Origin of the sequence: Bacillus sp. LNXM65 (genome assembly GCF_002998575.1) — a bacterium.
In the GTDB taxonomy this organism is placed as follows: Bacteria; Bacillota; Bacilli; order Bacillales; family Bacillaceae; genus Bacillus.
In genome coordinates this window covers 275,080-300,441 of the sequence record NZ_PVRB01000005.1, presented here as the reverse complement: position 1 = coordinate 300,441, position 25,362 = coordinate 275,080, and the positions used below count along the sequence as shown (strand labels likewise).

The window sequence follows — 25,362 nt, the reverse complement described above, 5'->3', positions numbered from 1 at the left end:
CTAGAAGCAGAGGGAGTTGTGACATGTTGTTTTCGCTACATGCGGATCGTTGGGATGAAGTAATCGAGAGGAAAATCAAATACGATCAGAAGGTCGTGGAATATACTTGTCAGCTGTTAGACGCACAGGAGCAGCAGGCTGTGCTGTTTCACAAGATCGAAGACACGTTTATGATGAGGGCAGGTGATGGTGCTCTGACCATTCCAAAAGGGAGCTATACGACCGCTTATTATTGGAAGGATCGACCTTACAATATTTACTTCTGGAGGGATGATCAAGGGAAGGAACTTGGGTCTTATTTTAATATTGTGGGGAATACATGGTTCAACGGCCAGCTGGTCATATTTGAAGACCTCATTATTGATCTTCTCGTTCTGCCGAATGGTCATTTCTTTGTGTTGGATGAAGATGAATTGCCGGAGAGTTTAGCGGCTTTTGAACAAGGTTCAGTGCGCCAGGCATTAGAGGGTGTGATGGCTTCGTTAGAAAGCATACTCGATCAAGTGAGGGCAGATGCCGAAGGAAAATATCATCACAGCTTGTTTGAGCCGATGTTGAAATAGAAAAAACGATTCCTTTCAGGCGAGGAATCGTTTTTTTCTGTCAAACCTTGATACGGTTTAATCGTTTCTGTAAGTTGGTTTTCGTTTTGGAAGCTTTTAGCTGTTTGACAGCGGTTTGAGCCGCTGCTTTTGTTTTCTTTGTTCGTTTGGCTTCTGCTTTTTTGACCTTTTGTTTGGCGTCTGTCACTTTCTTTTGATAGGCGACCTGTTTTTTGACTTTGTCGAGCCGGTTTTGGAGGCTTGTTTTTTCTTTACCTTTGTTTAGCTTTTTGATAGCCGTTTGGGCGCTTTTAATGGCCCCTTGTGTTTTGCTTTTTTCGGCTGTTTGAACCTTTGCACGTGCGGAACGGATATCAATGGTTCCTTGTACCTTTTTCACCCGTTCGGTGAGTGCTGTTTTTTGTTTACTTGCAGTGAGTCGGCCAATTCTCGTTTTGGCTTGATTGACATCTGCCTGCTTTTTAGATGTTTCGGCTGTTTTGACAGCGCTGGTCGCAGCCTTCAAAAAGCTTGATTGTGGTATATATTGCATGCGGCCATAGCCGAATTGTGGATCCCTTCCTTTTGCGCCAAGATCCACTGTATAGCTGCGCAATAAGGTGCGAAGCTGTACATTTGTTTTTTTCGGATGAAGCTGTTTCAACAGTGCCAGCATGCCTGTGACATGCGGTGCAGCTTGTGATGTACCTGTTGCATACCAATATTCATTCTTTAAATAAGTGCTAATGACGTTCTGGCCAGGGGCAGAAAATTCAATGCCTTTCCCTGTATTTGAGAGAGACGCGAGTTTGTCTTTGTCCGTCGTTGCAGAAACGGCAATGACGCTATTGTACGCGGCAGGGTAGCTAATATAATTCTTCTTCCCATCATTCCCGCTTGCAGCGACCACAAGCAGTCCTTTTTTGTATGCCGCATCCACTGCTGAATGCAAGATGGGGATATTGTCTTCAAAACTTAGGCTTAAATTCATAATATCCATCTTGTTGTTAATGGCCCAATCGATTCCTCGAAGCAGGCTGTACAAGTCGCCTTCTCCCTTTTTATCTAACACTTTTACAGCATACAGCTTCGCACCAGAAGCGACGCCGACTGTGCCATAATCGTTATTGAGCGCACCAATCGTGCCTGCGACATGTGTGCCATGCCCTTGATCATCTTTATAGGAAGTTGTGTACTTCACAAATGATTTCCCGCCGGATATCTTTAAATCCTCATGTGGAGAAATACCAGTATCTAAAACAGCTACCTTCACATTTTTCCCCGTGACGCCTTCTTTTATCGCTTGCTTTACATTCAGCTTTTGCAAGTTGTAAGATTGTTGAACCAAAAAATTCTGACCCGTAGCGGCAGCGGTTTTTTTCATAGTAGAAGAAGCGAGTTTAACCTTTATGTTTTTTGAGACATAAGCGATGTTTGGATCTTTTTTGAGTGAGGTGACCGCTTGTTCATCTGCTGTCACAGCGACAGCGGGAAGATGTATGTACTGAGCGTTCACTTTTTCACTTTCTTCAATAGCCGTTTGCTTTCCTTTTTGGTTTTTATAGACGATGATGACATCTGTTTCTTTTGGCGGTGCAGCTGCCTGCGAATGGTAAGGCAAGGCAGTTGTCAACGCAAGAAGAAACGCGATGACTACGACGATTTTCTTTTTCAAGGCGATAGCCCCTTGCATACGATGACCTCCGTCTTTTTTTCTCTATTATATCGGAGAAATGAGAAGGATGGTTAGAAGAATCATATTGTTTGTCAGAAAGTTTTTTTACAAGTAACCTGAAATTGAAATTCATACAAATCTAGTAGACAATAGAGAGATCATAATAAGAGAAAGTAGGACATGCTGATGAACGTAAAAGAGTATATGACGTATGATGCGACTGGCTTGGCAGCACTTGTACGGAATAAGCAGGTAACGCCAGACGAGCTTGTACAGGCTGCATTTGCTAGATTGAATGAGGTCAATCCTGAACTAAATGCGGTGATTCAGACAAGAGAAGATCAAGTATTAAAAGAAATCAAGACATTACATACGAATCAGCCGTTTGCGGGCGTTCCATTTGTACTGAAAAATATATCGCAAGGGATGGAAAATGAACCGCTGACAGCAGGTGCTGCATTGTTAAAGGATGTAAAGGCAAAAACGGATTCCCACTTTGTCCATCGATTGAAGCAGGCTGGATTTCTCATGATGGGGCATACAAACACACCAGAATTCGGTTTAAGGAATGTAACAGAACCTTCTTTACATGGTCCAACGAGGAACCCTTGGCATCCTGACTATTCCCCTGGCGGTTCAAGCGGCGGGACGGCAGCAGCTGTTGCAAGCGGCATCGTACCGGCTGGTGGAGCAAGTGATGGCGGTGGGTCCATTCGGATTCCAGCATCCTTTACAGGTTTGTTCGGTCTCAAGCCAACGAGAGGAAGAACGCCGGTAGGACCAGGCGCAGGAAGGCAGTGGCAAGGGGCTTCCATTGATTTTACACTCACAAAAACAGTGCGGGACAGTGCAGCCCTTCTTGATCTGCTTCAAGTCATTCAGCCTGAAGCGGCTTTCCAAACGCCGTTATACGACGGCAGCTATCAAGAAGATCTAGTGAAACGTACATCTTCTATGCGAATTGCTTACAGTATAGAATCTCCAGTAGGTACGAAGGTTAGTGAGGAAGCGAAGCAGGCGGTTCAGCAAACAGTGAAATGGCTGAGTGACCAAGGGCACCAAGTAGAAGAAGCGAAGCCGGCAATTGACGGGATCCATCTGATGCAGCAATACTACGTCATGAATAGCGGAGAAATGTCTGCATTATTCACGTCCTTGGCTCGTTCATTAGGACGTCCAGTCAATCCGGAGGAAACGGACATCGTCGCATGGGTGCTGGCGGAGGCTGGCAAGAATGTGACCGCTGCTGCTTATACAGAAAGTCTTGATGCGTGGGATATGGCGGCTGCACAAATGGCATCATTTCATCAAACGTACGATCTTTTTGTGACACCAGCTACTGCCTATTCAGCTCCAAAGATTGGTGAGCTGATGCATTCGAAAGAGGAAATCACTGAACTTTTACGTGTGTCATCCCTCTCAATGCAAGCGCAGCAGGATCTCATTTATGACATGTTCTTAAAGAGTCTGACCTACACACCATTTACACAGCTTGCCAACTTAACGGGTCAGCCTTCTATGAGTGTTCCTGTTCATCTCACTGAAGCGGGCATGCCTTTAGGGGTACAGGTGACAGCACCAAAGGGAAAAGAGGACTGGCTGCTTCGGCTTGCAGCAGAAATGGAGACATCCTCGATTTGGAAAGGAACAAATCAAATCATACGTTGAAACGACATTTGTCTATGGAGGGAAAGGAGTGTCACACGTGAGTACGAAGGACAGAATCATTCAAACGGCTGCACTTCTTTTACGAAAACAGGGGTATCATGCGACAGGATTGAATCAAATTATTAGAGAGAGCGGCACGCCTAAAGGATCTCTTTATTATTACTTTCCAAACGGAAAAGAAGAGCTAGCCATAGCAGCCGTTGAATATATTAGTCAAAAGGTCATCGATCGAATTGAAGAAAGTTTTGCCTATTCGGATGACCCTTATATCGCCATCGACCGTTTTATGACAAACATCATTCGGGGATTTATGGAGCAAGAAAGTGAAAGAGGGATTCCGATTGTCTTGCTGGCGGCAGAATCCAAGCCAGAACATACGCAGCTTCATGCTGCATGCAAACAAGAAATGATCCGCTGGCAAGAGCTTGTGAAAGAAAAGCTAATGAACAGCGGATATGAAGAAAACAAAGCTGATGAGCTGGCTTCTCTCCTTCATTCAATGGTGATTGGGGGTCTATCGATGACCACAGCACTCAAACAAACGACCCCGTTAGAACACGTAAAGTGTTACCTTAGACACTTATTTATGCGAGAAGAGTAAAATCTCTCGCATATTGTCTATCTATTATATCAATTGGTCTATATAATAAAGATAGTCAATTAGTCAATTAGTCATGAGGAGTGATGGGATGTCGGAGCAACCGCAATCGATTAAGCAATCCGAGGATACCTATTTTTATACCGTGTCTGGATCAGGGAAGCTGTATGGGCTGGAAAATCAGCTTGTTCATGTACTGGCAGAAGCAAATCAAACGAATCAGCTGTTTGAGCTTGTCTTAATCACAGGTGGGAAAGGAGCTTATTTTCCACTTCATTGTCATGAGCACTTATTTGAAACCATTTTCATGCTGGAAGGAAAGCTTGAAGTGATACTGGACGGTAAAAAATATATGGTCACAGCCTTCGATTATATTCATATCCCGCCTAAAACGATTCATGGCTACAGAATGCATAGTCACAAAACAAGGTTTATTTCATATACGTTGGGCGGACAAATGACAGATGTCTATCAGCAAATTGGGAAGAGGCTTCAGCAGAACGAATGGCTGATGACTGATCATGCTTTCGATGCAGCCAGCTTTGAACAAGCTGAAAAAGAAAGCGATCTCATATTGATGCATGGTATCCGGCAGCTATCAAATACAACCAAGCCCTCCGTTTTATTTCATAGTCAGCTCCCTCAGGCGGTGCAGCCCTATGTTTTAGAGGCTGGTGAAGGGAAGCAATATATCGTGGATGGTCAGCTTCATGAGCTGATCGCAACAACAGAAACAACTGGAGGCGGGTTCAGTCATTTTGTGATTGAAGGCGCGAAGGGAAAGTATTTTCCTCCGCATTATCATCAAGTACATACAGAAGCACTCTATTGCGTTGAAGGAAAAATGAACCTTCAATTGAACGGAGAGGATATTTGCCTGATGCCGGGTGATTTTGCCTATATACCGCCGGATACGATTCATTCTTATGAATTCGTTTCCCATTCTAATAAATTTTTGCTTTTACTGCTCCCTGGAAAGATTGAGCAGTTGTATGAGCAGTTTGAAGAATCACAAAGCCCGAGTATATGTCCTTATTTTATTCAAGAAGGGAACTTGATGATCGATCGAGAGACTTCCTCTCAATATGATTTGGTTTTTGTCGAAAAAGGATAAATATGTAACGCGTTACACATGATTGAATAAGCGCCTGTCGAACCCATCGACGGGCTTTTTTGTTTTTCAAATATTCCTGATCTGATGCATGAACCATCCATTCCAGGTGAAGCTATGTACAGATGATTTTCGCTAAAGGAGGAAATGCATGTGAGAGCTGTTACTTATCAAGGAAAAAATAGCATTGCAGTGAAGAAAGTAGATGCGCCATCTATTCAAGATCGGGAAGATGTGATCATACGAATTACATCAACAGCAATTTGTGGATCTGATTTACATTTGTATCAGGGGAACTTCCCGCTTCCAATCGGCTATGTGATTGGGCATGAGCCAATGGGGATTGTGGAGGAAGTTGGACCGGATGTCACGGTAGTAAAAAAGGGAGATCGTGTCGTTATTCCATTTACCGTTGCATGTGGTCAATGCCAATATTGTCATCATCATTTAGAAAGTCAATGCGACAACTCAAACCCGCACTACGATTCGGGTGGACTTTTTGGATATAGTGAGAAATATGGGAACTATCCTGGAGGACAGGCAGAATATTTACGCGTGCCTTTTGGAAATTACACCCCGTTTAAGATCCCAGATGATTGTGAGCTGGAGGATGAACAATTGCTGTTCTTATCGGCTGTTCTTCCAACTGCCTATTGGAGCGTGGAGCACGCAGGTGTGAAAAAAGGTGATACGGTCATTGTGTTAGGCTGTGGACCTGTTGGGTTAATGGCGCAGCAATTTGCATGGCAAAAAGGGGCAGAACGTGTGATTGCGGTCGATTATATTGATTACCGTCTGCGTCATGCAAAACGGATGAGCGGCGTAGAAGTATTTGATTTTACAGAAGATCCCGACATGGGAGAAACGTTAAAGGAGCTCACCAAGGGTGGAGCCGATGTTGTGATCGATTGTGTGGGAATGGACGGGAAGAAGTCACCGCTTGAAAAAATTGAGCAGAAACTCAAGCTGCAAGGTGGAACGATCGGACCGATTCAAATTGCTACAAAAGCCGTCCGTAAATGTGGAACGGTGCAGATGACGGGTGTGTACGGCGGCCTATACAATATGTTCCCATTAGGTGCCTTTTTCGCAAGAAACGTCACCCTGAAAATGGGACAGGCTCCGGCGAGAGGCTACATGTCAAAGCTCTATCAAAAAGTGACAACCGGTGAAATTGATCCTAGAGCGATCATCACACATCAATTGCCATTAGATGATGCCGCTCATGCGTATCACATATTTAACGAAAAAAAGGATGATTGTATAAAGGTCATCTTAAAGCCATAAAAAAAGGCTTAGGAGGTTTCCTAAGCCTTTAATGTGTGCTCGTCCATCATTTTTTCGATTAATTCAAAAAATGTTTTTTTATCTTCTTCTGAAAGATGGTTGAACAGCTGATTGACAAGCAGCTGGCGGTTGTCGATCATTTGTTTTGCGATTTGTTCACCTGATTCAGAGAGTGTAATCCATACAGTACGGCGGTCATTATTATTTCGAGAGCGGATAATCAGCCCTTCATCTTCTAAGTGATTGAGAGCGGTTGTTGTTGCAGAGGGAGATAATGAAACTTCCTGCAGAATATTTTTCACAGTACATGATTGATGGCGATAAATGATGCGTAAAATAAACCCTTTCACATTCGTGACGTTTTTCGGGATGTTCTCTTCATCTATTTGCTTCGTCGCCTTTAAATACTTTGTCAGCGCATGGTCTAATAAACTTGCCTCTAGCTCGAAATGTTGCATTCTCCATACCTCTTTTCCTATTGCGTTCGCATTTTCCGATCAATTACTAGGTCTATCTTATCATAATAGTTATCATCATTTAAACCAAAATGGAAGACGGCTATAAAATTACCTATATTATCAATTAATATAAAGAACAATTCCAAAATGAAATGATTTTACTTTCAGCTGGTTTTATTTTAGAATGTGAATGAGATAAAATCTGCCAACCCCATTCACTGGAAATTGGCTATTGTAAATCAAACGTTTGGAGATGAAGATATTGAATACTTTACAGGCATTACTTAACGACAGAATGGAACGCTCTTCACAAATTGAAGCGGTAACTGGCGGGGGTGTGTCTTATACATTTGAAGAATATGCAAAACGCATTGACCAGCTCGCTCATTACTTATATCAAAAGGGGATTCGAAAAGGAGACCGCGTTTGCTTTATTTGTCAAAACCATCATCACTTTTCAACGATTATGCTGGCAGCCATCAAAGCAGGTGCAGTCGCAGTTCCGCTTAGCTGGCAGCTTACTTCTTTTGAGCTGGAAGGTATTTTGAAAAAAGCAGAGCCAAAGGCTTTATTTTTTGACCGTGAATTCCGTGACATCATTGCGGCAGTGAATGTGTCTTTAGAAGATTGTCTGATGGTGGAATCCGGTGCCAATGCGAAAACAACCCAGCTGTTTGAAGACATTTTGGCTTCAAATGATGGAAGTCATCTTGCTGATGAGGTATCAGAAGAGGATTTAGCGATGATTTTATTCACTTCTGGAACAACGGGCAATCCAAAGGGCTGTATGGTCGGGCATGGACGAATTTATCAATTTTTAACAAGACATGGGAATCGAGGATTTGATCTGAAAGGAAAACGGTACTTGGCGAGTCATCCGCTGTATCATATGAGTTCAATTAATCATCTGATCGCAGCTGCGATTGAAGGGTATACGCTTGTCTTCTTACATGATGCAACACCGAAACGCATTTTAGAAACGATTGAGAAAGAAAGAATTACGTTCATGATGGCTTTCCCATCAGCTTACACGTACATGCTAGAAGAAATGAAACGCGGTTCGTACGATCTCTCATCTTTTGAAATTGCGATTTCTGGCGGTACGAAGGTGCCGGTACGCTTAATTAAAGATTACAAAGAAGCAGGCATTCAGATGATGCATGGCTATGGAAGTACGGAAGCATGGATTGTCAGTGCGTGGCATCCAGCGATGGGTGAGGATAAAATGGGCTCTGCCGGTAAAGTGGATGCGGATGTAGATGTGAAAATCGTGCATCCTGAGACAGAGGAGACATTGCCAGCAGGAGAAATTGGCGAAGTCGTCATGAGAAGTCCATTTTATTTCCTAGGCTACTATCATCAGCCTGACGCTACTGAGAAGGTGCTGAAAGATGGCTGGTTCCATATGGGGGATGCAGGCTATCTAGATAAAGACGGTTTTCTTTTCATCACAGGCAGATACAAAGATGTGATTCTGTACGGCGGGGATAATATCTATCCTGACCAAGTAGAAGAGATTATTGAACAAATTCCAGGTGTGATTGAGTCAGCTGTCATCGGGGTACCGGACGAATTATATGGGGAAGTGCCAAGTGCGTATATCGTAAAAGACGAATCCTCCGATTTCTCCGAAGAAGATGTGGTGAACTATTGCCAGGAACGTTTGGCAGATTACAAAGTGCCCTCCATTCATTTCACACAGGAGCTGCCAAAAAACAAGCTTGGTAAAATCATGAAGAAAGATTTACGTGAATTGGTTGTGAATGCGTAGTACCTATTCTGCTATAATGAAATTTGAATGATTTTTTGTTTTTCTAACGTTTTGGAGGGAAAGGGTTTGCGACATATTCTTCGTAAGAAACACATTCACGATTTGTTAGAACAGAGCAGGCAGCAAAAGGTAAAGAGAACGCTGGGCGGGCTCGATCTCACGCTCCTCGGTATAGGGGCAGTGATCGGCACGGGGGTCATGGTGTTAACCGGAATTACAGCGGCTAAGGATGCAGGACCGGCTGTCATTTTCTCCTTTGCCATTGCAGCGATTGTGTGCAGTTTGGCAGCACTTTGCTATGCAGAAATGGCTTCAGCGCTGCCTGTATTCGGCAGTGCATACATTTATTCATATACAACGATGGGTGAGCTTGTCGGGCATCTAATGGGATGGACTTTATTGTCCGTTTATATGCTGACTGCTTCAGCTGTCGCCAGTGGCTGGTCGAGTTATTTCAACAGCTTGCTTGAGGGGTTTGGCATTTCGATTCCCCATCAATTTTTAGCGGGGCCAGAACAAGGCGGATATATGAATCTGCCAGCCATTATCATTGCCTTACTGATTGCGTGGATCTTATCTAGAGGAACGAAGGAAAGTAAAAAATTCAATAATATCATGGTGTTTGTGAAACTCGGTATTATTGTTCTTTTCATTGTAGTAGGCGGGTTTTATGTACAGCCATCCAATTGGCAGCCGTTCATGCCATTTGGTGCAGAAGGCGTCATTGCCGGTGCTGCTGCTGTATTTTTTGCCTTTTTAGGATTTGATGCGATTTCTGCTTCTGCGGAAGAGGTGAAAAATCCGCAGCGGAATCTGCCAATTGGCATTATTGGCTCATTACTCATTTGCACGATCATTTACATTGTCGTTTGTTTGATCATGACAGGTATGGTGCACTATACAAAACTGAATGTCACAGAGGCTATGTCCTATGTGTTGCAAAGTGTACATCAAAATAGCGTAGCCGGTATTATTTCTGTCGGTGCGGTCATTGGATTGATGGCTGTGATTTTCGCCAATAATTATGCAGCAACTCGAATTGCTTATGCGATGGGACGAGATGGACTTTTGCCTAAAGTGTTTTCGAAAACAAACAAAAGCGATACGCCTGTTGCAAGCATATGGATGATTGGCGGCATGACAGCTGTTATTTCAGGGTTTATTGATTTAAAGGACTTGTCCAATTTAGCGAATATCGGTGCTTTATTGACGTTTGCGATGGTGAGTTTATCTGTGCTCATTTTGAGAAAGACACATCAGCAGCTTGAGAGGGGATTCCGGGTTCCATTTGTGCCGGTCTTGCCGATTATCTCAATGGGCTGCTGCTTGTTCCTTATGCTCAACTTACCAGGCCGGACGTGGCTTTACTTTGGTGTTTGGCTGTTAATCGGTGTCGTCATGTACGCAGCGTATTCAAACAAACATAGTGAATTAGCGAAAGCTTCATGAGAAAAAGGTGCAAATCCGTTGACGATTTGTGCCTTTTTTCATACGATTTGGGATAAGCTATAAAAGAGAAGATGGACGGACAAGAGGAGGATGAAGGGTATGATTAGCGTTAGTCCTTATATTGTGGTAGACGATGTGAAGGAATCTCTTCAATATTATCAAGGAATTTTTGGCGGAGATATTCATATTTTAAATGAACATCAAGACCGTGTGCTGCATGCGGAACTTCACCTTGGAGAATCATTGCTTCACTTTTCAGATACGTTTGGCCGCACACCAAAGCCCGAACATCTCAGATTGATTATGCAGTTTGACAATGAAGAAGAACTAAAGGCTGTATATGAAGCGCTAGAAGCTGACGGAGATGTACTGGTCGAATTACAGGATACGTTCTTTGGTGCACTTCACGGACAAGTACAGGACCGCAAAAATGGGTTGATCTGGGTGCTGAATTATATGAAATAGATGAAGACAAAGAGCTAAATAAAGATCATGCAATGATATAAAAATAAAAAATGATTGTGGACACAGCAACCTCAAAAAACAATTCCCTTATATTTACCTTAAATCTATTGAATATCCAGGTGATAAATCTATGTATGATCTCTTTTCAGCAAAATTATTGTTTGAATCCATACCGTCTCCCAAAGTTAGACCTGATAAGATATTTGAAGAAAGAATCGTATTAATCAAAGCAAAAGATCAAGATGAAGTTAAAAAAATTATAGAAAAAAGTTTTCCAGAAGAAACATTTGGAAATGGGGATTACGGACAAACAACAAAAAAATTAGTAGCAATCCTAGATATATTTGAACTTGTAGACAATTTAGAAGAAGAACCACTTCACTTAAGTGAAGTGTATTGTCGTTATCTTTCATTTGATGAAGAAATATCTCCAAAAGAAGCAATAGAAAAATATTCTCTAGATAAATAAAAATCGTAAAAAAAGCAGACTGATTAGAGTCTGCTTTTTTAGTTATTTAGTCATTTAGCACAAATACATATCTTCTCTGTTCAAGGATCCTTGGTCAAAATTCTAAGACCTTCACTATTGTGAAGGTTTTTTTGGGAGTGTTTTTATTTTCTGAAAAATGGAAAATATGCTATGTTGGAAGAATAAAAGAACAAGGAGAAGGGTGGCAAAGGGATGGAGCAAATTGAATTTCAATCGATCCAAACAAATGGTGTAACACTTCACACAGCAATGGCTGGACCTGAGAATGGCCCGCTGCTTGTACTGCTGCACGGGTTTCCTGAGTTCTGGTACGGCTGGAAGAACCAAATCATGCCCCTCGCTGAGGCAGGCTATCGTGTCGTCGTTCCTGATCAAAGGGGCTACCATCTAAGTGATAAGCCAGAAGGAATCGAATCCTACGTATTAGATCAACTGAGAGATGATATCGTAGGGCTGATTAAGACGCTTAGTCCGAATCAAAAGGCGATTGTGGGTGGTCATGATTGGGGCGGAGCAGTTGCTTGGCATTTGGCATCCACACGTTCTCAATATGTAGAGAAATTAATCATTGTCAACATGCCGCATCCGCGGGTCATGATGAAGGTTCTTCCGTTTTATCCCCCGCAGTGGAAGAAGAGCTCCTATATCGCTTTCTTTCAGCTTCCGAATGTGCCAGAGGCAGCACTTCAGGAAAATCACTTTCAAAAGCTGGATGAAGCCATTGGATTGACTGCAAGACCACATTTGTTCACGAAGGAAGATGTATTAAGCTACAAGCTGGCTTGGACGCAGCCAGGTGCCATGACCTCAATGCTGAATTGGTACCGCGCCATCAAAAAGGGCGGCTTTGAAAAGCCGATATCAAAACGCATTTTAGTACCTGTTCGCATGATCTGGGGGATGGAGGACAAGTTTTTAAGCAGAAAGCTGGCGAAGGAAACGATGAAGATTTGCCCAAATGGTCAGCTGATTTTTGTCGATGATGCTTCTCATTGGATCAATCATGAAAAGCCAGAAGTGGTGAACAAACTCATACTCGAATTTTTGAACTAAAGAAAAAAGCTCTGATCAGAGGACCAGAGCTTTTTTTATTTATCCGATTTGATTCTTTTTCAACGAAGCAGGTTCGTCGTCCCAGCATTCAATTTTCTCATTGTTTGGAACGGCATTTTTATAGAAGACAGGGTCCTTGCCTTCTTTTTTCTGTCTCGTATAATCCTTCAATGCTGCAAAGGCGACCTTAGACAGCATGGTAATGGCGATGAGGTTGACGATGACCATGAGTCCCATGAAGAGATCGGCTAGACCCCAAACGAGAGGAACAGTTGCAACTGCACCGAAAAGAACCATTCCAATAACGGCAATTCGATAGATGTTAAGCCAAATTTTGTTGGCACCAAGGAATTCAATGTTCGTTTCACCATAGTAATAGTTACCGATCAATGTACTAAAGGCGAATAGGAAAATCATGATAGCAAGGAATCCAGAGGCCCATGGCCCAATGTGCTGACTGAGTGAAGCCTGTGTTAATTCAATTCCTTGCAGGTTCGTTGTTTTGTACGCATCAGAGAATAGGACAAGGAAGGCTGTGCTCGTACAAATAATTAACGTATCTGTTAATACGCCAAATGCCTGGATTAACCCTTGTTTTACAGGGTGACTTGTCACGGCTGTTGCTGCTGCGTTAGGTGCACTACCCATACCAGCCTCATTCGAGAAGAGACCGCGTTTAATCCCTTGTAATAATGCCCCGCCTAGTGTTCCGCCAGCAAACTGTTCAAACCCGAAGGCATGTTTCACAATCGTACTGATGACACCAGGAAGTTCAGTGATATTTGTCACAATAACAAAGAATGCAATTCCGATATAAGCTAGAGCCAGTACAACGACAATGTATTCAGAAGCTTTTGCAATGGCTTGGATTCCCTTGAAAATGATTGCTGCAAAAATAACAGCCATTACAATACCGACTGTTAAACGGTCTAATCCAAAGGAGTTTTCAAAAGCGACGGTGATCGTATTTGATTGAACCGCATTAAAGACGATTCCAAAAGAAATTGTAATTAGGATCGCAAATAAAATTCCCATCCAGCGCTTGTTTAACCCTTTTTCCATGTAATAAGCAGGTCCACCGCGGAATCCTGTTTTATCTTTCACTTTATACACTTGGGCTAATGTACTTTCAACAAAGCTTGAGGCAGAACCGATAATGGCTACGATCCACATCCAAAAAATTGCCCCAGGTCCACCAATTGCAATGGCGATAGCAATCCCTGTGATATTCCCTGTTCCTACACGTGCCGCCATACTGATGGCAAATGCTTGGAACGGTGATATCCCCTCTTTTTCTTTTCTTCCTTCTTTCAGGACACGCACCATTTCTTTAATCATTCTCACTTGCAGGAAGCGTGTTCTATATGTGAAGTAGACCCCTACTCCAAGTAACAGAGCAATCACAATATAAGTCCAAATAAAATCATTTGTATTTGTTAAATAAGATAGCAAAGCTTTTTCGTTCATAACATCACCTCTTCGAATTCATGACTGTTCATTTTAAAAAATACTGAGATCCCACTCTTTGGCGAGCTTTTTCAGCATCATGACACCGGTAATACTATTTCCGCAATCGTCAATGGCGGGACCATAAATACCGATTCCACAGCCTGTCTGAAATGGGAATTCTCTTCTTGCGCTTGGCGGAACGCAAGCCATAATTCCTCCAGATACACCACTTTTGGCTGGAACGCCTACGAAAGCAGCAAAATTACCAGACGCATTATACATGCCGCATGTCAGCATCAATGCCTTTGTAAGTCTTGCGATATCTTTCGGGATGACTTGGACTTGTTTAAAGGGATGGTAGCCATCACTTGATATAATCAGTCCAATCAAGGCGATGTCCTCTGTTGTGACCTCGATGGAACATTGCTTTAAGTACACTTCTAACGTGTCCTCGACATCTGATTCTAAATAATTGGTTTCTTTTAAATAATAAGCAAGTGCCCGGTTGCGATGCGCAGTTGCCCATTCTGATTGATAAACCTCTTCATTAACAGAAGGACGCTTACCTATTAAGTTTTCGATTAAATCAAAAATATATGCTAGCTTTTCTGTAGAAGTCTTTCCGGGAAGGATGGAGGATACGGTAATAGCTCCAGCATTAATCATTGGATTAAAGGGCTTCCCCGGTTTATGCATCTCAAGGCGGTAGATGGAATTAAATGCATCACCAGTTGGCTCTACATCTACCCGATCCAAGACGTATGGTACGCCTCTTCCTAAACAGGCAGCTATAAAGCTGATGACTTTTGAGATACTTTGTAGGGTAAAGGGAACGTCCCAATCACCGTAACGTACAGATGATCCATCTGGGCCTATCACGCTGATACCAAGTTGAGAGGAATTCACTTTTCCGAGTGCTGGAATGTAGCCAGCATTCTGCCCGTTTTTGTAATACGGACGTATTTCTTCTGCCCATTGATCAACAGAAGACTGACATGCGTGTTGTGTATTATTAGAAATTGCTGTTTTCATACGATTCCTCCAATCAAAAATCAAAAAGTACCCTATTGAATTGGCGGATGACAAAAAATGCGATCAAATAGGCACGAAAACATGTTACACATCTTCAAAGAACTTGTCATGCGCTGCTTGTACCACTCCTTTACACCTAAATATATGTTCAATTGAAGGCTTTGGCGGCGAAAAAACAAAAAGGGTTTTTAGTGAAAATTCAGAAAACGCTTACATATAGTTTCACTAAAATTGTTCATTCAATTTATCTTGGAAACTACACAATCTGACGAAAATCTACAGAAAAACTTACAAATAAAAATCGGTTTGTCGATGATTGTCTAAACAATTCCCATTATTGTAGACAATCACCAAAAAACTGAATAGCTGAAAGGTCACCATGCCGCCTCGGAGAATAGTCATAAAAAAAGATTTTTTGGGGAAAGAAGGAGCTGTGAAAATTATTTTTTTGCACATTGTGAAGAAAAGAGTCTCCTTGTATACTGTGGCTATGCAAAAAGGGGAAGGGATGTCAGTCATTTGAGTTTAAACCAGCTTGTCAAAAAAGACGCATACATTTTAATTTTTATGGTGGTTATTGTGCCGCTTGCAGGAGAACTGAAGTTTTATCCTGTGAATGAGACGTTCCGGATCAGCTTTGGCGCACCTGCGTTTTTCTTTTGTTTATTACTCTTAAGGAAATCTAGACCGTTTTTGCCTGGGTTTTTAACAGGCGCAGCCATTGTGCTTTTTCGAGTAGGCTTAGATCTGATTCAGCATAATGCTGGACTGGCTGCATCATTTTATCAGCAATTCCCAAGTTTCTTCTTCTATTTTACATATGCTTTCCTGTTTTTTGCCGTCCGTACGGGACGTTTTAAACAGCGCTCTATTTTTATTGGGATCATTGGTCTCATGATCGAATTAGTAGCTGATTTTGTTGAGCTGTTTGTCCAATTTTTAGTGTTTGATACGACGATGACATTATCAAAGCTGAGTGATATGTTTCTCATTGCGTTTGCTCACAGCTTTGTGGTGATCAGCTTTTTTAATATGATGAAGCTGTACGAGGCGCAATCAAGAGAGAAGCAGATCATGAAACAAAATGAGCATATGATGATGGTCATTTCAAATTTATATGAAGAAACGGTTCATTTAAAGAAAACGTTAAAACATACAGAGCATATTACGCAAGAATCATACAGACTTTATCGTCTGCTGCATGAACACGAAGCAGGCAAGAAAGTGAGTCAGGAGCTGTTGAAGCTCGCAGGAGAAATCCATGAAGTGAAAAAGGACAATCAGCGTATTTATGCTGGTCTTTCGAAGTTAATTTCTAAGGAAAATATGCAAGACTATATGAAGGCTGAAGAGCTGGTTCAGATTGTCATCCGCATTCAAGAGAAATATGCGTTATCTCTAGGAAAAAACATCTCTTTTACATCTGATATAAGGGGCATTCATTTGCATGATTACCATGTGTTCATTTTCTTATCGCTGATTAATAATTTAATGGCAAATGCGGTTGAAGCCATAAAGGATACTGGAATGATCTCACTCGTATTAAAAGGAAGTCATGATAAAATAGAGATTCGGATTGAAGATGATGGCCCGGGGATTCCTGAAAAGATGAGAGAAATTGTATTTGATCCAGGCTATACTTCTAAATTTGATGCATATGGAACACCATCAACTGGGATTGGATTATCCTATGTGAAAGAGCTGGTTAAAGAGCTTGGCGGTCAAATTAAAATCGAACAAAGAGAAACAAAGGGAACAGCTTTTCAGCTAATCCTTCCTATACAAAATTTAATACAGAGAGGGTGAGTATATGCGATTTTTCATTGCAGATGATGATCGTGCAATACGCTCGATTTTAGGTCAAATCATTGAGGATGAAGATTTGGGAGAAGTCGTAGATGAAGCCGATGACGGAGTTGGATTAGAAGCCCATTCATTGAACCTAAAAAAAGTAGACATCCTTCTGATTGACCTTTTAATGCCTGCTAGAGACGGCATTCAAACGATTCGTCATATTCACCCTGAATTCAAAGGTAAAATCATGATGATTTCCCAAGTAGAGGCGAAAGAGATGATGGCAGAAGCCTATGAATTAGGGATCGAATATTATATTCATAAACCTGTCAATCGAATTGAGATCGTCAGTGTGATTCGAAAAGTCATGGAGCGTATTAAGCTGGAGAAATCGATATATGATATTCAAGCTTCCCTTCGCCATGTGCTGCCGTTAGAGCCTGTAATTTCTCATGATACGACGGGTGCTGGGGCGAAAAAAAGGACGATGAAAGAGGCAGGGGAATTTCTCTTATCCGAACTAGGAATTGTCGGAGAGAGCGGTTCTAAGGATTTACTAGAGATCCTGATCTACTTACATGAAACACAGTCAGCCAATTCTCATGAGGTTAATTTCCCGCCGCTAAAGCAGCTCTTTATCAAAACAGCGGAGAGGAAGCTGGATCATGGAGCAACCGATGTAGAAGTGATGAGGGAAGTGAAAGCGGCAGAGCAGCGGATTAGACGAGCTATTCACCATTCCTTGAATCATTTTGCTTCACTAGGATTAACAGATTTTTCGAATCCTAAATTTGAGCACTATGCGTCGAAGTTTTTTGACTTTACCGATGTCAGCCAAAGAATGAAAGAAATGCAGAAGACCTCTTCATCCGCAGGATCGACGGGCAGAGTCAATACGAAGAAGTTTGTTCAAATCTTTTATTTTGAAGCAAAGCAGTTATTTGAGGGAATGAGCTGAAGAAAATCTGTTGGAATGATTGGAGAAAATAAACAGAAAAAGACCGCTATTCCTATGATCTGTCGTGATCTTTATGTATCTTTGTTATTTAACTGATCATTCTGATTTTTCTTTTTTCTTGAAAATAAAACTCTCCTGTGCAATCGTTTGTTAAAATAGTGAGGTTAGACTAGAATGTCGGAGGTTTTATTTTGGGAAAAATTAAACGAAATGCGCTCTGCCCATGCGGAAGCGGAAAAAAATATAAACATTGCTGTGGTCAAAAGTCAGGCGGAGAACAAACGTCTGAGCTTGTGTTTAAGGAAGCTGTACAAGTTCAAAAGGATTTAATGAATTATGCTTTCTCTAAGCATCAGAGAGCCATCAATCAATTCATTAATGAGTTTTCTTTCCTTGCAGATATGGATAAAGAAACGCAACAAATTTCAGTTTTCCATTTGAGTGTATGGGGCATTTTCTTCCGTCCATTAACGGATCAGAAAGAAACCATCTTCCAAGAATTTCTGACAAAGAAAGCAGAGGATATTACCCGTCCGAAAACAAAACAAGTGGTTCAATCATGGACAAACATGGAACCATCTTTGCTTTTATTAAATGAAAAAACGGACGAGTCTCTTTACTTTGAGAATATGGTGACAGCTGAGAAGGTTGAAGTAGATGTAAAACCGGATCAAACAGTCTTGCCTGAAAAAGGAAGTCTCGTGCTTGGATTCCCTGTTCAATTTGAAGAAAAAGCAGAGTTTTTCATTCAATATACGATGTTTGCGAAAGAGTTTACAGATACGCTTCTTCTTCAGGTTCGTCAGCTTGTTGAAGCATATGAGGCAAATGGAGGGGCACGCAGTACATTTATGAGAGAATCATTCCCTGACGTGCTGAAGTGCATGTTTGCGAAGCAAGAAGTAGAAGAATCAGAAACATCTGCTCAAACAGAAGGCGATACTGGTCTATCAGCAGATCGTATGGACTGGGCAAGTGACGTTCAGCTGGAAACAGCTAAGCTGATTGAAGACGGAATGAAGGAACACGGTGATCAAAGCCTGACAGATGGCGCTTTAACTGTGTGGAAAGCCTATTGTGATCAGAAATCACCTGTGATCCGTAAAGCAGCATCATTTGCTGCGGGAATCGAATATTACATTCATTCACTTGCAAGCGATGCCCCGCTTTCTCAAGCGCAAATAGCGAAAAAGTATGGCATTAGTGCGTCTACTGTATCGAGCCGTTTTAAAGATATTGAAAAAGCGGTGAAAGAAGAGCAAGAGGCGACTGTATAGCATAATAGAAAAGACGCGGCACCTTCATGGGCCAGCGTCTTTTTTGTTGATGCTTATCTTGTTTTAATAAAACCGCTCATGTACTGCGATGTATTATAATCGTTGAGGTCAATTTTCCACTGACCATCCCCATTACGTTTCATTTTCACTTCGTATTCAGCTGGGCTGGAGACTGGGGGAAGCTTCTCGAATTCAGACGCGTACATGTCTAAGCTTTTCTTATACAATTCTTCTTTAGAGCGGATCTTGCCGTTGTAAAACTCGTCTCTTTGCTTGTCTAGCTTGTCTTTTAAGTTAGAAGCATCAATGCCTGTTACTTGAGCGACAACCTTCGCCTCGTCATCAGAGATGGTTTTCACACTTGTTTCTACTTTGGCTTTATCCTTCATGGTGTTTTGAATGCGTTTATACATAGACAGAATATCACGATCACTTACTTCATTTCCGTACATTCCGGCACTTCTTTTGAAGTCTTTGACAAACATTTCGTGGTATTTATTGACGACATCCGATTGGTTGTCACCTGTTAAATCGGCAAATTGATCGTTCTTTTTGTCAAAGACAATCATATCGGTATAAGCGGATAGCGCCTTTGCAGGGTTATCCAGCTTTTTCGCTGTATCCAGTATTTTGTTTCCATCTAGGTTGATTTCGATCGAATCACTGTTTTTCTTGATGCTGTCTTGGTACACGAACTGATATTTTTTCCCTTTGTCTACTAGGAAATAAAGAGCACCTGATTGTGATTTGCCTTTGTTCAATGAACCGAGGTCAAGGCGGTCTTTACTGCCGTAAAATTTTAAATCAGATACTTTGGCATCGTCCTGATAAAGGGAGAAGTCAGAGTTATATAATGAAAGGGCTTTGTCACCTTTGTTTGTGATCGTCAAGTTGACTTTTAAAACCAATTCATTGTCTCTTAGCGTAGTTGTTGAGTCTTCTGGTAACGTATATTCGTAGCTATTGACTTTTACCTCTGCTGTTTTTGTTGATTTTTGATCAGCGTTGCTTGATTTGGCTGAGCTCTGGCAGGCTGCAGAGATGATCATCACGAATGAAATCATGAGGAGTGCACTTATTTTTTTTAGATTCACAGTTGATGCTCCTTTGCTTTTCTTTCGTCATTTCATTCCCGCTATCTGACTATGAAAAAAGAAACAGATAGAATGGTATATTCGGGTGTTAAAGGGGAAAATCTCCTTATGACGATTTGCACTATTCATTCTATCGAAATTCAATCATGATGAGGAATAGGTTTTAATCCCTATCTTTGAAAGAAATTTACACAAACATCTTTAATAAAAGGAATTTTGTAAGTCTAATATACTAGTTAATAAGAATTAATTTATAGATTTATCATGGGTTTTAAATGTTTTTTAGGTAAAAATCTTGAAGTGAAGGTGTTAATGCTTTTAGAGAGATGACTATACGTCCCTTCATTTTTTCAGCATCTACCTGCTATGTTAATTTTCAGAGAGCAGGATACTTGAATGTTGAAAAGGATTCATGGGAAAATAAGGATGATTAAGCAGATAAGGGAGATGAGCTTTTGAAAAAGGTAACGCTTGGACGAACTGATTTACAGGTGAATCCGATAGGGCTTGGTACGAATGCGGTAGGTGGACATAATTTGTTCCCGAACCTGAGTGAAGATGCCGGACGAGAGCTTGTGGAGACGGCTCTTGATCAAGGTGTCAATTTCTTAGATTCTGCTTTTATTTATGGGCTGGGCCGTTCAGAGGAATTGATCGGTGAGATCATTGCCAAAAGAGGCGGCAGAGAAAACCTTGTCCTTGCGACAAAGGGGGCTCATAAAGAAGTAAACGGACAAATTGAACTGGATAACAGCCGGGACTTTTTAAGAGAGCAGGTCGAAAATAGCCTGAAACGACTGCAAACAGATTATATTGATTTATACTATATGCATTTCCCGGACGGCCGGACGCCGCTGGAAGAAGTAGCAGGCACATTAAAGGAATTGAAGGATGAAGGAAAAATCAGGGCAATTGGTGCATCAAACCTTGATTTTGAACAGCTTCAAGCCTTTAATCGAGATGGCTACTTAGACGTGCTTCAGTCGGAGTATTCTCTGCTGAAACGTGAGGCAGAGCAGGATCTTCTCCCATACTGTGTCGAGCATCGTATTTCCTTTATTCCTTATTTCCCGTTGGCGTCAGGCCTGTTGACTGGGAAATTTACGAAGGATGCGACATTTGATGATATTCGAGCAAAAGACCCGCTTTTCCAAGGCGAGGTGTTCCTGCAAAACCTCGAAAAAGTAGACAAGCTGAAGGCAATTGCACAATCAAAGAACGCTGAAACGGCACACGTCGCACTGGCTTGGCTTTTAGCGCAGGACGGCATCGACGCCATCATTCCAGGTGCAAAACGAGCTGAGCAAGTTCTGCAAAACCTAAAAACAAACGATGTTCAATTAACAAAAGAGGAAATCAATCAAATTGACCACATTTTCTCTTAACATAAAAAAGGTGCTCAGCTGCACCTTTTTTTTATGACATCGTAAGGGGAATTTTGATGACGAGCCGCAAATTTGGAGAACGGTAAGTGAAATCAAGTTTACCGTCTGCCTTTTCAACAAGCTGATGAATGATATACGTCCCCATTCCTTGATGATCGCCGCCTTTTGTCGAGCGCCCATAGGTTTTGAACAAATGGTCTAACACGTGTTTTTCCATTCCTTTTGTGCTGTTCTCACAATGGATTAAAAAGAGCCCGCTCCGAATAGAGGTCGTGATTGAGATGCTTCCCTCGTTCCCGGCTTGCTTCGCTTCAATCGCCGCATCTAGGGCATTATCAAGCAGGTTGCCAGTAAAACTAACCTGATCCGCCTTAGAAAACGGAAGCGATGAAAAAGGTGCTTGAAGGTCTAGTGAAAGGGCAATGTCCTCTTTTTCAGCCCGCTCAAAAAAGGAGTGCAGGGTTGAGGCCAAATAAGCATTTTCTCCTTTAATCCATGGGAAATGTTTCACGTATTGCTGAATCAAATCCTTGATCTCATGTTCGTCGTTCGACGCGGAAAAGGCATTTAAATGTCTAGCTGTTTCATGATGTTTACTGCGCAGCTCAAGCAGCAATTCATTGGTTCTTGATTCTGCGTTGATCAGCTCTTGAAGCCGTCCATTTAACCGTCTCTCCGTCTGCATCATCTTCAATGAAAGGATATCTGCTGTCATGATGATTATAAAAGCCAAAAGAGAGCTCATCCCATTTCCTTGCGTCAGAAAAAGGGAAAGACCTGCACAGGTGAAGAGCACAAAAGCGCCCAGCATCACATAACCACTCACATGAGGCAAAAACCTTTTGTACATGAAGAATGTATAAAGACAAATCACACAAAAGGTGAGGAGCCACAGCACCCCAGATGATAGCGGCAGAAAAGCTTCAACAGCTGCATGAAATGCAAGACCTAGCCATATGAGAGCATACATGCGGAATCCAAGATAGAAAGCGTTCACGTTCGTTCTCCTTAAAAATAGTATTTCTTAAAGTATTCTAATTGCTGCTTGGTCATCATGGCTTTTTTATCCGTACCTTCAAAAGACACGATAAACGAATTTTTGGCATACGCCGAGAAGTTCTTAATGTAATGAATATTGATGATAAACGATCGGTGGGAGCGGATAAAATCTCTTTCAGCCAGATCGCCTTTTAACTCGTTTAATGTCTGATATGTCTGGATATCTCCTGTTGTTGTGACAATGGTGGTTGACCGTCCTGTTCGCTCAACAAAAATGACATCCTTCTTTTGCAGCACATGAATATCTGACTGCTGCTTAATGAGAAGCCGTCCATGAATGCTTTTCTCCTGCTTGGTGGACAGATAGCGATCTAAGGATTTGGCAATTCGATCGGCTTGATAGGGCTTCATAATATAATCATGAACATTTAAATCAAACGCATGGACCGCATATCCGCTGTTTCCTGTCACAAATACAACATCGACATTCAGTGCGTGAGAGTGAATGAGATCCGCTAATTCATAACCGGACATTCCGGGCATTTCAATGTCTGCGAACAACAGGTCAATGTCTCCCTGTTTGACCTTCTCGTATGCATCCTCTGCTGACTGCGTGACAAAGACAATGTCCACAGCCTCCATTCTGCCCACAATGGCATGCAGTTTTTCTAAATCTACTCGGTAATCATCAACGAGACCTACTTTTATCATAAAAATCACCTGTGACTCTTCTTATTATTTGTCTATTTTACCATTTGTTTTTTTAAAATAGATCATTTCAAGACAGAAAAAGGACGTTTCGCGACATTTTTATGTCAGGGAAGCGTTATTTTTTCTATCATAGACTTAGAAAGTTGAAAGGGGCGAACCAAATGATTACTCTCAGCGATTGCAGCTGCTGGTTTAAAGATAAGAAAAAAGTCGTGAAAGCAATGAAACACATGACGTTCTCTGTGAAGGAAGGGGAAGTCGTTGGCATCTTAGGAGAAAATGGTGCAGGAAAAACCACATTATTGCGCGCCGTAGCCACATTATTAGAGCCTACGCACGGAACAGTCACTGTCGCAGGCTTTGATACGGTGAAAGAAGCAACTGAAGTGAAAAAGCGAATTGGTGTTTTGTTTGGCGGTGAGACGGGGCTTTACGATCGTTTGACGGCACGAGAAAATCTTGAATACTTTGGCAAATTATATGGCTTAGACCAGCATGAAATCAAAGCAAGAATAGAGGATCTGGCAAAGCGTTTTGGGATGAGACAATATATGGATCGCAAGGTGAAAGGATTCTCAAGAGGAATGAAACAAAAGGTGGCAATTGCCAGAACCTTGATTCATGATCCTGACATTATCTTATTTGATGAGCCGACAACAGGCTTGGATATCACATCAAGTAATATTTTCAGAGACTTTATTCATCAGCTCAAGCAGCAAAATAAAACCATCCTTTTTTCAAGCCACATCATGGAAGAAGTCAGCCAGCTTTGTGACAGTGTCATGATGATTCATCAAGGAGAGCTTGTGTACAAAGGAACACTTCCAGAATTATATACACAGGAACAAAGTGATGACTTGAACTATATCTTTATGTCGAAGCTCGCTAGGGGGATTTCATAATGTGGAAAACCGTATTTTTAAAAGAAATGACAGATGCGCTAAGGGACCGAAAAACCTTACTCTTAACAGTGCTGATTCCTCTTTTGACGATGCTTGGACTGGTGTTCTTTTATGAAAGCATGATTGCAGATCCAGGGGATGAAACCTATACGGTCGCAATCAATGAAAAGCTTCCAACTGAAATGAATCAAATGATCAAAGAGGTCAAAAACCTCACGCTTGAAACATTTGATGACCCGCAGCAAGCTGTCAAAGAAGGGAAGGCGAATGCTTACCTGGAAATGCCGAAAGAGGCTGACGACATGCTTCAGCATCAAAAATCATTTGCGATTAAAATTCATGGGTACACAACAGATGATGATTCGGTCATCGCGGTTCAAATGCTGCAATCCTTACTGGAGCAGTATCAAAACCAAATCGTAGAAAAGCGTTTAGCCGCTGATCAAATCAATACATCTGTTATTCATCCATTTCAGGTGCAGGCCGTTGATGTAGAAGAAGGCGATGAAGGGGAAAATGGAATGACCGCTATGCTTTTGTCGATTCTCCTTCCGATGATTTTGGTGACCTCCGTTATCTCAGGAGCTTTGCCAGCTGCGCTTGATATTGTAGCGGGTGAAAAAGACCGGAAATCCATTGAAGCGTTGTTCCTGACACCTGCCAGCAGACTTCATATTCTCATAGGAAAATGGCTTGCTGTCTCCATGTTCGGGATTTTAAGTGGAATTGTGGCGATCGGCATGCTGCTTTTATCCACGCTGCTCTTTACAGAAAAGCTAAAACAAGCACTGAACTTTGGTGATCAAATGTGGAGCATTATCGCCGTCATGTTTGCGGCGCTTATCATCTTCTCATTCATGGTATCGATGATTGAACTGCTGCTCAGTGTCGTTTCAAGCTCAGTGAAAGAAGCGCAATCGTACATGTCCATGATCATTACATTAGGTGTGATCCCAATGTTCTTTACCATGAGAGCAGGTGCTACGCAGCTAGATACGTACTACTTTGCTGTCCCATTCCTTAATATTCATGCATTGTGTAAGCAATTGATGTTTGGCATCATCGATCCGATGTCCATCACTCTGACACTCGGCTCCTCAGCCCTCGCAGTCGTCATCTTGTTTGTCATCGTGAGAAGCTTGTTTATGAAAGAAAAGTGGATGCTTGCAAAATAAAGAAACGCCCTCTATGATA

23 protein-coding genes are annotated in these 25,362 nt (G+C 41.8%); 16 read left to right on the top strand and 7 right to left on the bottom strand.

Translation table 11 applies throughout. The features are described from left to right. Positions 1–23: 23 nt before the first annotated feature. Positions 24–563 (top strand): ribonuclease FAU-1 family protein, encoded by a 540-nt coding sequence (locus C6Y03_RS12065; RefSeq protein WP_106039367.1) that lies wholly within the window; start codon positions 24–26, stop codon positions 561–563. Positions 564–603: 40 nt separating this feature from the next. Here C6Y03_RS12065 and C6Y03_RS12060 read toward each other — a convergent pair whose 3' ends face one another. Then, a complete protein-coding gene (locus C6Y03_RS12060; protein ID WP_106039366.1) occupies positions 604–2,235 on the bottom strand; it encodes a S8 family peptidase in 1,632 nt (543 codons plus the stop codon). 168 nt (positions 2,236–2,403) lie between these two features. Here C6Y03_RS12060 and C6Y03_RS12055 point away from each other — a divergent pair, with 168 nt between their 5' ends. The 4 genes from C6Y03_RS12055 (at position 2,404) to C6Y03_RS12040 (ending at position 6,881) form a co-directional block, all read left to right on the top strand. Then, positions 2,404–3,885, top strand: a complete 1,482-nt coding sequence (locus C6Y03_RS12055; protein ID WP_189318323.1) for an amidase — start codon at positions 2,404–2,406, stop codon at positions 3,883–3,885. Positions 3,886–3,922: 37 nt separating this feature from the next. Next, complete coding sequence (locus tag C6Y03_RS12050) at positions 3,923–4,486, top strand: TetR/AcrR family transcriptional regulator (protein ID WP_034664477.1); 564 nt, start codon at positions 3,923–3,925, stop codon at positions 4,484–4,486. A gap of 88 nt (positions 4,487–4,574) precedes the next feature. Next, the gene (locus C6Y03_RS12045; RefSeq protein WP_060595457.1) at positions 4,575–5,597 is read left to right on the top strand and encodes a quercetin 2,3-dioxygenase; all 1,023 of its coding nucleotides are present in this window, start codon (positions 4,575–4,577) and stop codon (positions 5,595–5,597) included. 150 nt (positions 5,598–5,747) lie between these two features. Then, positions 5,748–6,881, top strand: a complete 1,134-nt coding sequence (locus C6Y03_RS12040) for a zinc-dependent alcohol dehydrogenase (protein WP_106039364.1) — start codon at positions 5,748–5,750, stop codon at positions 6,879–6,881. Positions 6,882–6,901: 20 nt separating this feature from the next. Here C6Y03_RS12040 and C6Y03_RS12035 read toward each other — a convergent pair whose 3' ends face one another. Continuing rightward, positions 6,902–7,339 (bottom strand): MarR family winged helix-turn-helix transcriptional regulator, encoded by a 438-nt coding sequence (locus C6Y03_RS12035; RefSeq protein ID WP_060595459.1) that lies wholly within the window; start codon positions 7,337–7,339, stop codon positions 6,902–6,904. 262 nt (positions 7,340–7,601) lie between these two features. Between C6Y03_RS12035 and C6Y03_RS12030 the strand changes: the two genes are divergently transcribed. The 5 genes from C6Y03_RS12030 to C6Y03_RS12010 all read left to right on the top strand — a co-directional run bounded on the left by C6Y03_RS12030 (position 7,602) and on the right by C6Y03_RS12010 (position 12,567). Then, a complete protein-coding gene (locus tag C6Y03_RS12030) occupies positions 7,602–9,110 on the top strand; it encodes a class I adenylate-forming enzyme family protein (RefSeq protein ID WP_060595460.1) in 1,509 nt (502 codons plus the stop codon). A gap of 66 nt (positions 9,111–9,176) precedes the next feature. Beyond that, entirely contained in the window at positions 9,177–10,559 is a 1,383-nt protein-coding gene (locus C6Y03_RS12025; RefSeq protein ID WP_060595461.1) for an amino acid permease, read from the top strand. 99 nt (positions 10,560–10,658) lie between these two features. Beyond that, on the top strand, positions 10,659–11,024 hold the full coding sequence (locus C6Y03_RS12020) for a VOC family protein (RefSeq protein WP_058015219.1): 366 nt from the start codon (positions 10,659–10,661) through the stop codon (positions 11,022–11,024). A 130-nt stretch (positions 11,025–11,154) separates the two neighbouring features. Next, the gene (locus tag C6Y03_RS12015) at positions 11,155–11,493 is read left to right on the top strand and encodes a DUF4288 domain-containing protein (RefSeq protein ID WP_034664284.1); all 339 of its coding nucleotides are present in this window, start codon (positions 11,155–11,157) and stop codon (positions 11,491–11,493) included. Positions 11,494–11,706: 213 nt separating this feature from the next. Then, on the top strand, positions 11,707–12,567 hold the full coding sequence (locus C6Y03_RS12010) for an alpha/beta fold hydrolase (protein ID WP_106039363.1): 861 nt from the start codon (positions 11,707–11,709) through the stop codon (positions 12,565–12,567). 39 nt (positions 12,568–12,606) lie between these two features. Here C6Y03_RS12010 and C6Y03_RS12005 read toward each other — a convergent pair whose 3' ends face one another. Both C6Y03_RS12005 and C6Y03_RS12000 read right to left on the bottom strand, forming a co-directional pair. Continuing rightward, positions 12,607–14,034 carry an alanine/glycine:cation symporter family protein gene (locus tag C6Y03_RS12005; protein WP_034664280.1) on the bottom strand — a complete coding sequence of 476 codons (1,428 nt, stop codon included), beginning with the start codon at positions 14,032–14,034 and terminating at the stop codon, positions 12,607–12,609. 33 nt (positions 14,035–14,067) lie between these two features. Beyond that, on the bottom strand, positions 14,068–15,048 hold the full coding sequence (locus C6Y03_RS12000; protein ID WP_008342152.1) for a glutaminase: 981 nt from the start codon (positions 15,046–15,048) through the stop codon (positions 14,068–14,070). Positions 15,049–15,567: 519 nt separating this feature from the next. Here C6Y03_RS12000 and C6Y03_RS11995 point away from each other — a divergent pair. From C6Y03_RS11995 to C6Y03_RS11985, 3 genes are all read left to right on the top strand, one after another. Beyond that, positions 15,568–16,854, top strand: a complete 1,287-nt coding sequence (locus tag C6Y03_RS11995; RefSeq protein WP_106039362.1) for an ATP-binding protein — start codon at positions 15,568–15,570, stop codon at positions 16,852–16,854. Between the two features lie 4 nt (positions 16,855–16,858). Next, entirely contained in the window at positions 16,859–17,800 is a 942-nt protein-coding gene (locus C6Y03_RS11990; RefSeq protein WP_066031376.1) for a response regulator, read from the top strand. Between the two features lie 191 nt (positions 17,801–17,991). Next, positions 17,992–19,077, top strand: a complete 1,086-nt coding sequence (locus C6Y03_RS11985; RefSeq protein ID WP_066031375.1) for an SEC-C metal-binding domain-containing protein — start codon at positions 17,992–17,994, stop codon at positions 19,075–19,077. 53 nt (positions 19,078–19,130) lie between these two features. On the opposite strand, the gene C6Y03_RS11980 is transcribed toward C6Y03_RS11985, so the two are convergent. Then, on the bottom strand, positions 19,131–20,171 hold the full coding sequence (locus C6Y03_RS11980) for a DUF4352 domain-containing protein (RefSeq protein ID WP_066031374.1): 1,041 nt from the start codon (positions 20,169–20,171) through the stop codon (positions 19,131–19,133). Between the two features lie 455 nt (positions 20,172–20,626). Here C6Y03_RS11980 and C6Y03_RS11975 point away from each other — a divergent pair, with 455 nt between their 5' ends. Further along, positions 20,627–21,556: an aldo/keto reductase gene (locus C6Y03_RS11975; RefSeq protein WP_106039361.1), complete on the top strand. Its 930-nt coding sequence runs from the start codon at positions 20,627–20,629 to the stop codon at positions 21,554–21,556. Between the two features lie 31 nt (positions 21,557–21,587). Here the strand turns inward: C6Y03_RS11975 and C6Y03_RS11970 are convergent, their stop codons facing one another. Continuing rightward, positions 21,588–22,553: a sensor histidine kinase gene (locus C6Y03_RS11970; RefSeq protein WP_106039360.1), complete on the bottom strand. Its 966-nt coding sequence runs from the start codon at positions 22,551–22,553 to the stop codon at positions 21,588–21,590. A gap of 11 nt (positions 22,554–22,564) precedes the next feature. Beyond that, positions 22,565–23,266 carry a LytR/AlgR family response regulator transcription factor gene (locus tag C6Y03_RS11965; protein WP_060595470.1) on the bottom strand — a complete coding sequence of 234 codons (702 nt, stop codon included), beginning with the start codon at positions 23,264–23,266 and terminating at the stop codon, positions 22,565–22,567. 161 nt (positions 23,267–23,427) lie between these two features. Here C6Y03_RS11965 and C6Y03_RS11960 point away from each other — a divergent pair, with 161 nt between their 5' ends. Together C6Y03_RS11960 and C6Y03_RS11955 are read left to right on the top strand one after the other, a co-directional pair. Then, the gene (locus tag C6Y03_RS11960) at positions 23,428–24,168 is read left to right on the top strand and encodes an ATP-binding cassette domain-containing protein (RefSeq protein ID WP_024427223.1); all 741 of its coding nucleotides are present in this window, start codon (positions 23,428–23,430) and stop codon (positions 24,166–24,168) included. Next, positions 24,168–25,343, top strand: a complete 1,176-nt coding sequence (locus tag C6Y03_RS11955) for an ABC transporter permease (protein WP_060595471.1) — start codon at positions 24,168–24,170, stop codon at positions 25,341–25,343. The genes C6Y03_RS11960 and C6Y03_RS11955 overlap by 1 nt, the downstream gene beginning before the upstream one ends. Positions 25,344–25,362 lie beyond the last annotated feature (19 nt).

Excerpts from the sequence above, each read along its gene's own strand:
- C6Y03_RS12065 (WP_106039367.1), top strand. The coding sequence starts at position 24 with ATGTTGTTTTCGCTACATGCGGATCGTTGGGATGAAGTAATCGAGAGG.
- C6Y03_RS12060 (WP_106039366.1), bottom strand. The coding sequence starts at position 2,235 with ATGCAAGGGGCTATCGCCTTGAAAAAGAAAATCGTCGTAGTCATCGCG.
- C6Y03_RS12055 (WP_189318323.1), top strand. The coding sequence starts at position 2,404 with ATGAACGTAAAAGAGTATATGACGTATGATGCGACTGGCTTGGCAGCA.
- C6Y03_RS12045 (WP_060595457.1), top strand. The coding sequence starts at position 4,575 with ATGTCGGAGCAACCGCAATCGATTAAGCAATCCGAGGATACCTATTTT.
- C6Y03_RS12035 (WP_060595459.1), bottom strand. The coding sequence starts at position 7,339 with ATGCAACATTTCGAGCTAGAGGCAAGTTTATTAGACCATGCGCTGACA.
- C6Y03_RS12020 (WP_058015219.1), top strand. The coding sequence starts at position 10,659 with ATGATTAGCGTTAGTCCTTATATTGTGGTAGACGATGTGAAGGAATCT.
- C6Y03_RS12015 (WP_034664284.1), top strand. The coding sequence starts at position 11,155 with ATGTATGATCTCTTTTCAGCAAAATTATTGTTTGAATCCATACCGTCT.
- C6Y03_RS12010 (WP_106039363.1), top strand. The coding sequence starts at position 11,707 with ATGGAGCAAATTGAATTTCAATCGATCCAAACAAATGGTGTAACACTT.
- C6Y03_RS12005 (WP_034664280.1), bottom strand. The coding sequence starts at position 14,034 with ATGAACGAAAAAGCTTTGCTATCTTATTTAACAAATACAAATGATTTT.
- C6Y03_RS12000 (WP_008342152.1), bottom strand. The coding sequence starts at position 15,048 with ATGAAAACAGCAATTTCTAATAATACACAACACGCATGTCAGTCTTCT.
- C6Y03_RS11990 (WP_066031376.1), top strand. The coding sequence starts at position 16,859 with ATGCGATTTTTCATTGCAGATGATGATCGTGCAATACGCTCGATTTTA.
- C6Y03_RS11965 (WP_060595470.1), bottom strand. The coding sequence starts at position 23,266 with ATGATAAAAGTAGGTCTCGTTGATGATTACCGAGTAGATTTAGAAAAA.
- C6Y03_RS11960 (WP_024427223.1), top strand. The coding sequence starts at position 23,428 with ATGATTACTCTCAGCGATTGCAGCTGCTGGTTTAAAGATAAGAAAAAA.
- C6Y03_RS11955 (WP_060595471.1), top strand. The coding sequence starts at position 24,168 with ATGTGGAAAACCGTATTTTTAAAAGAAATGACAGATGCGCTAAGGGAC.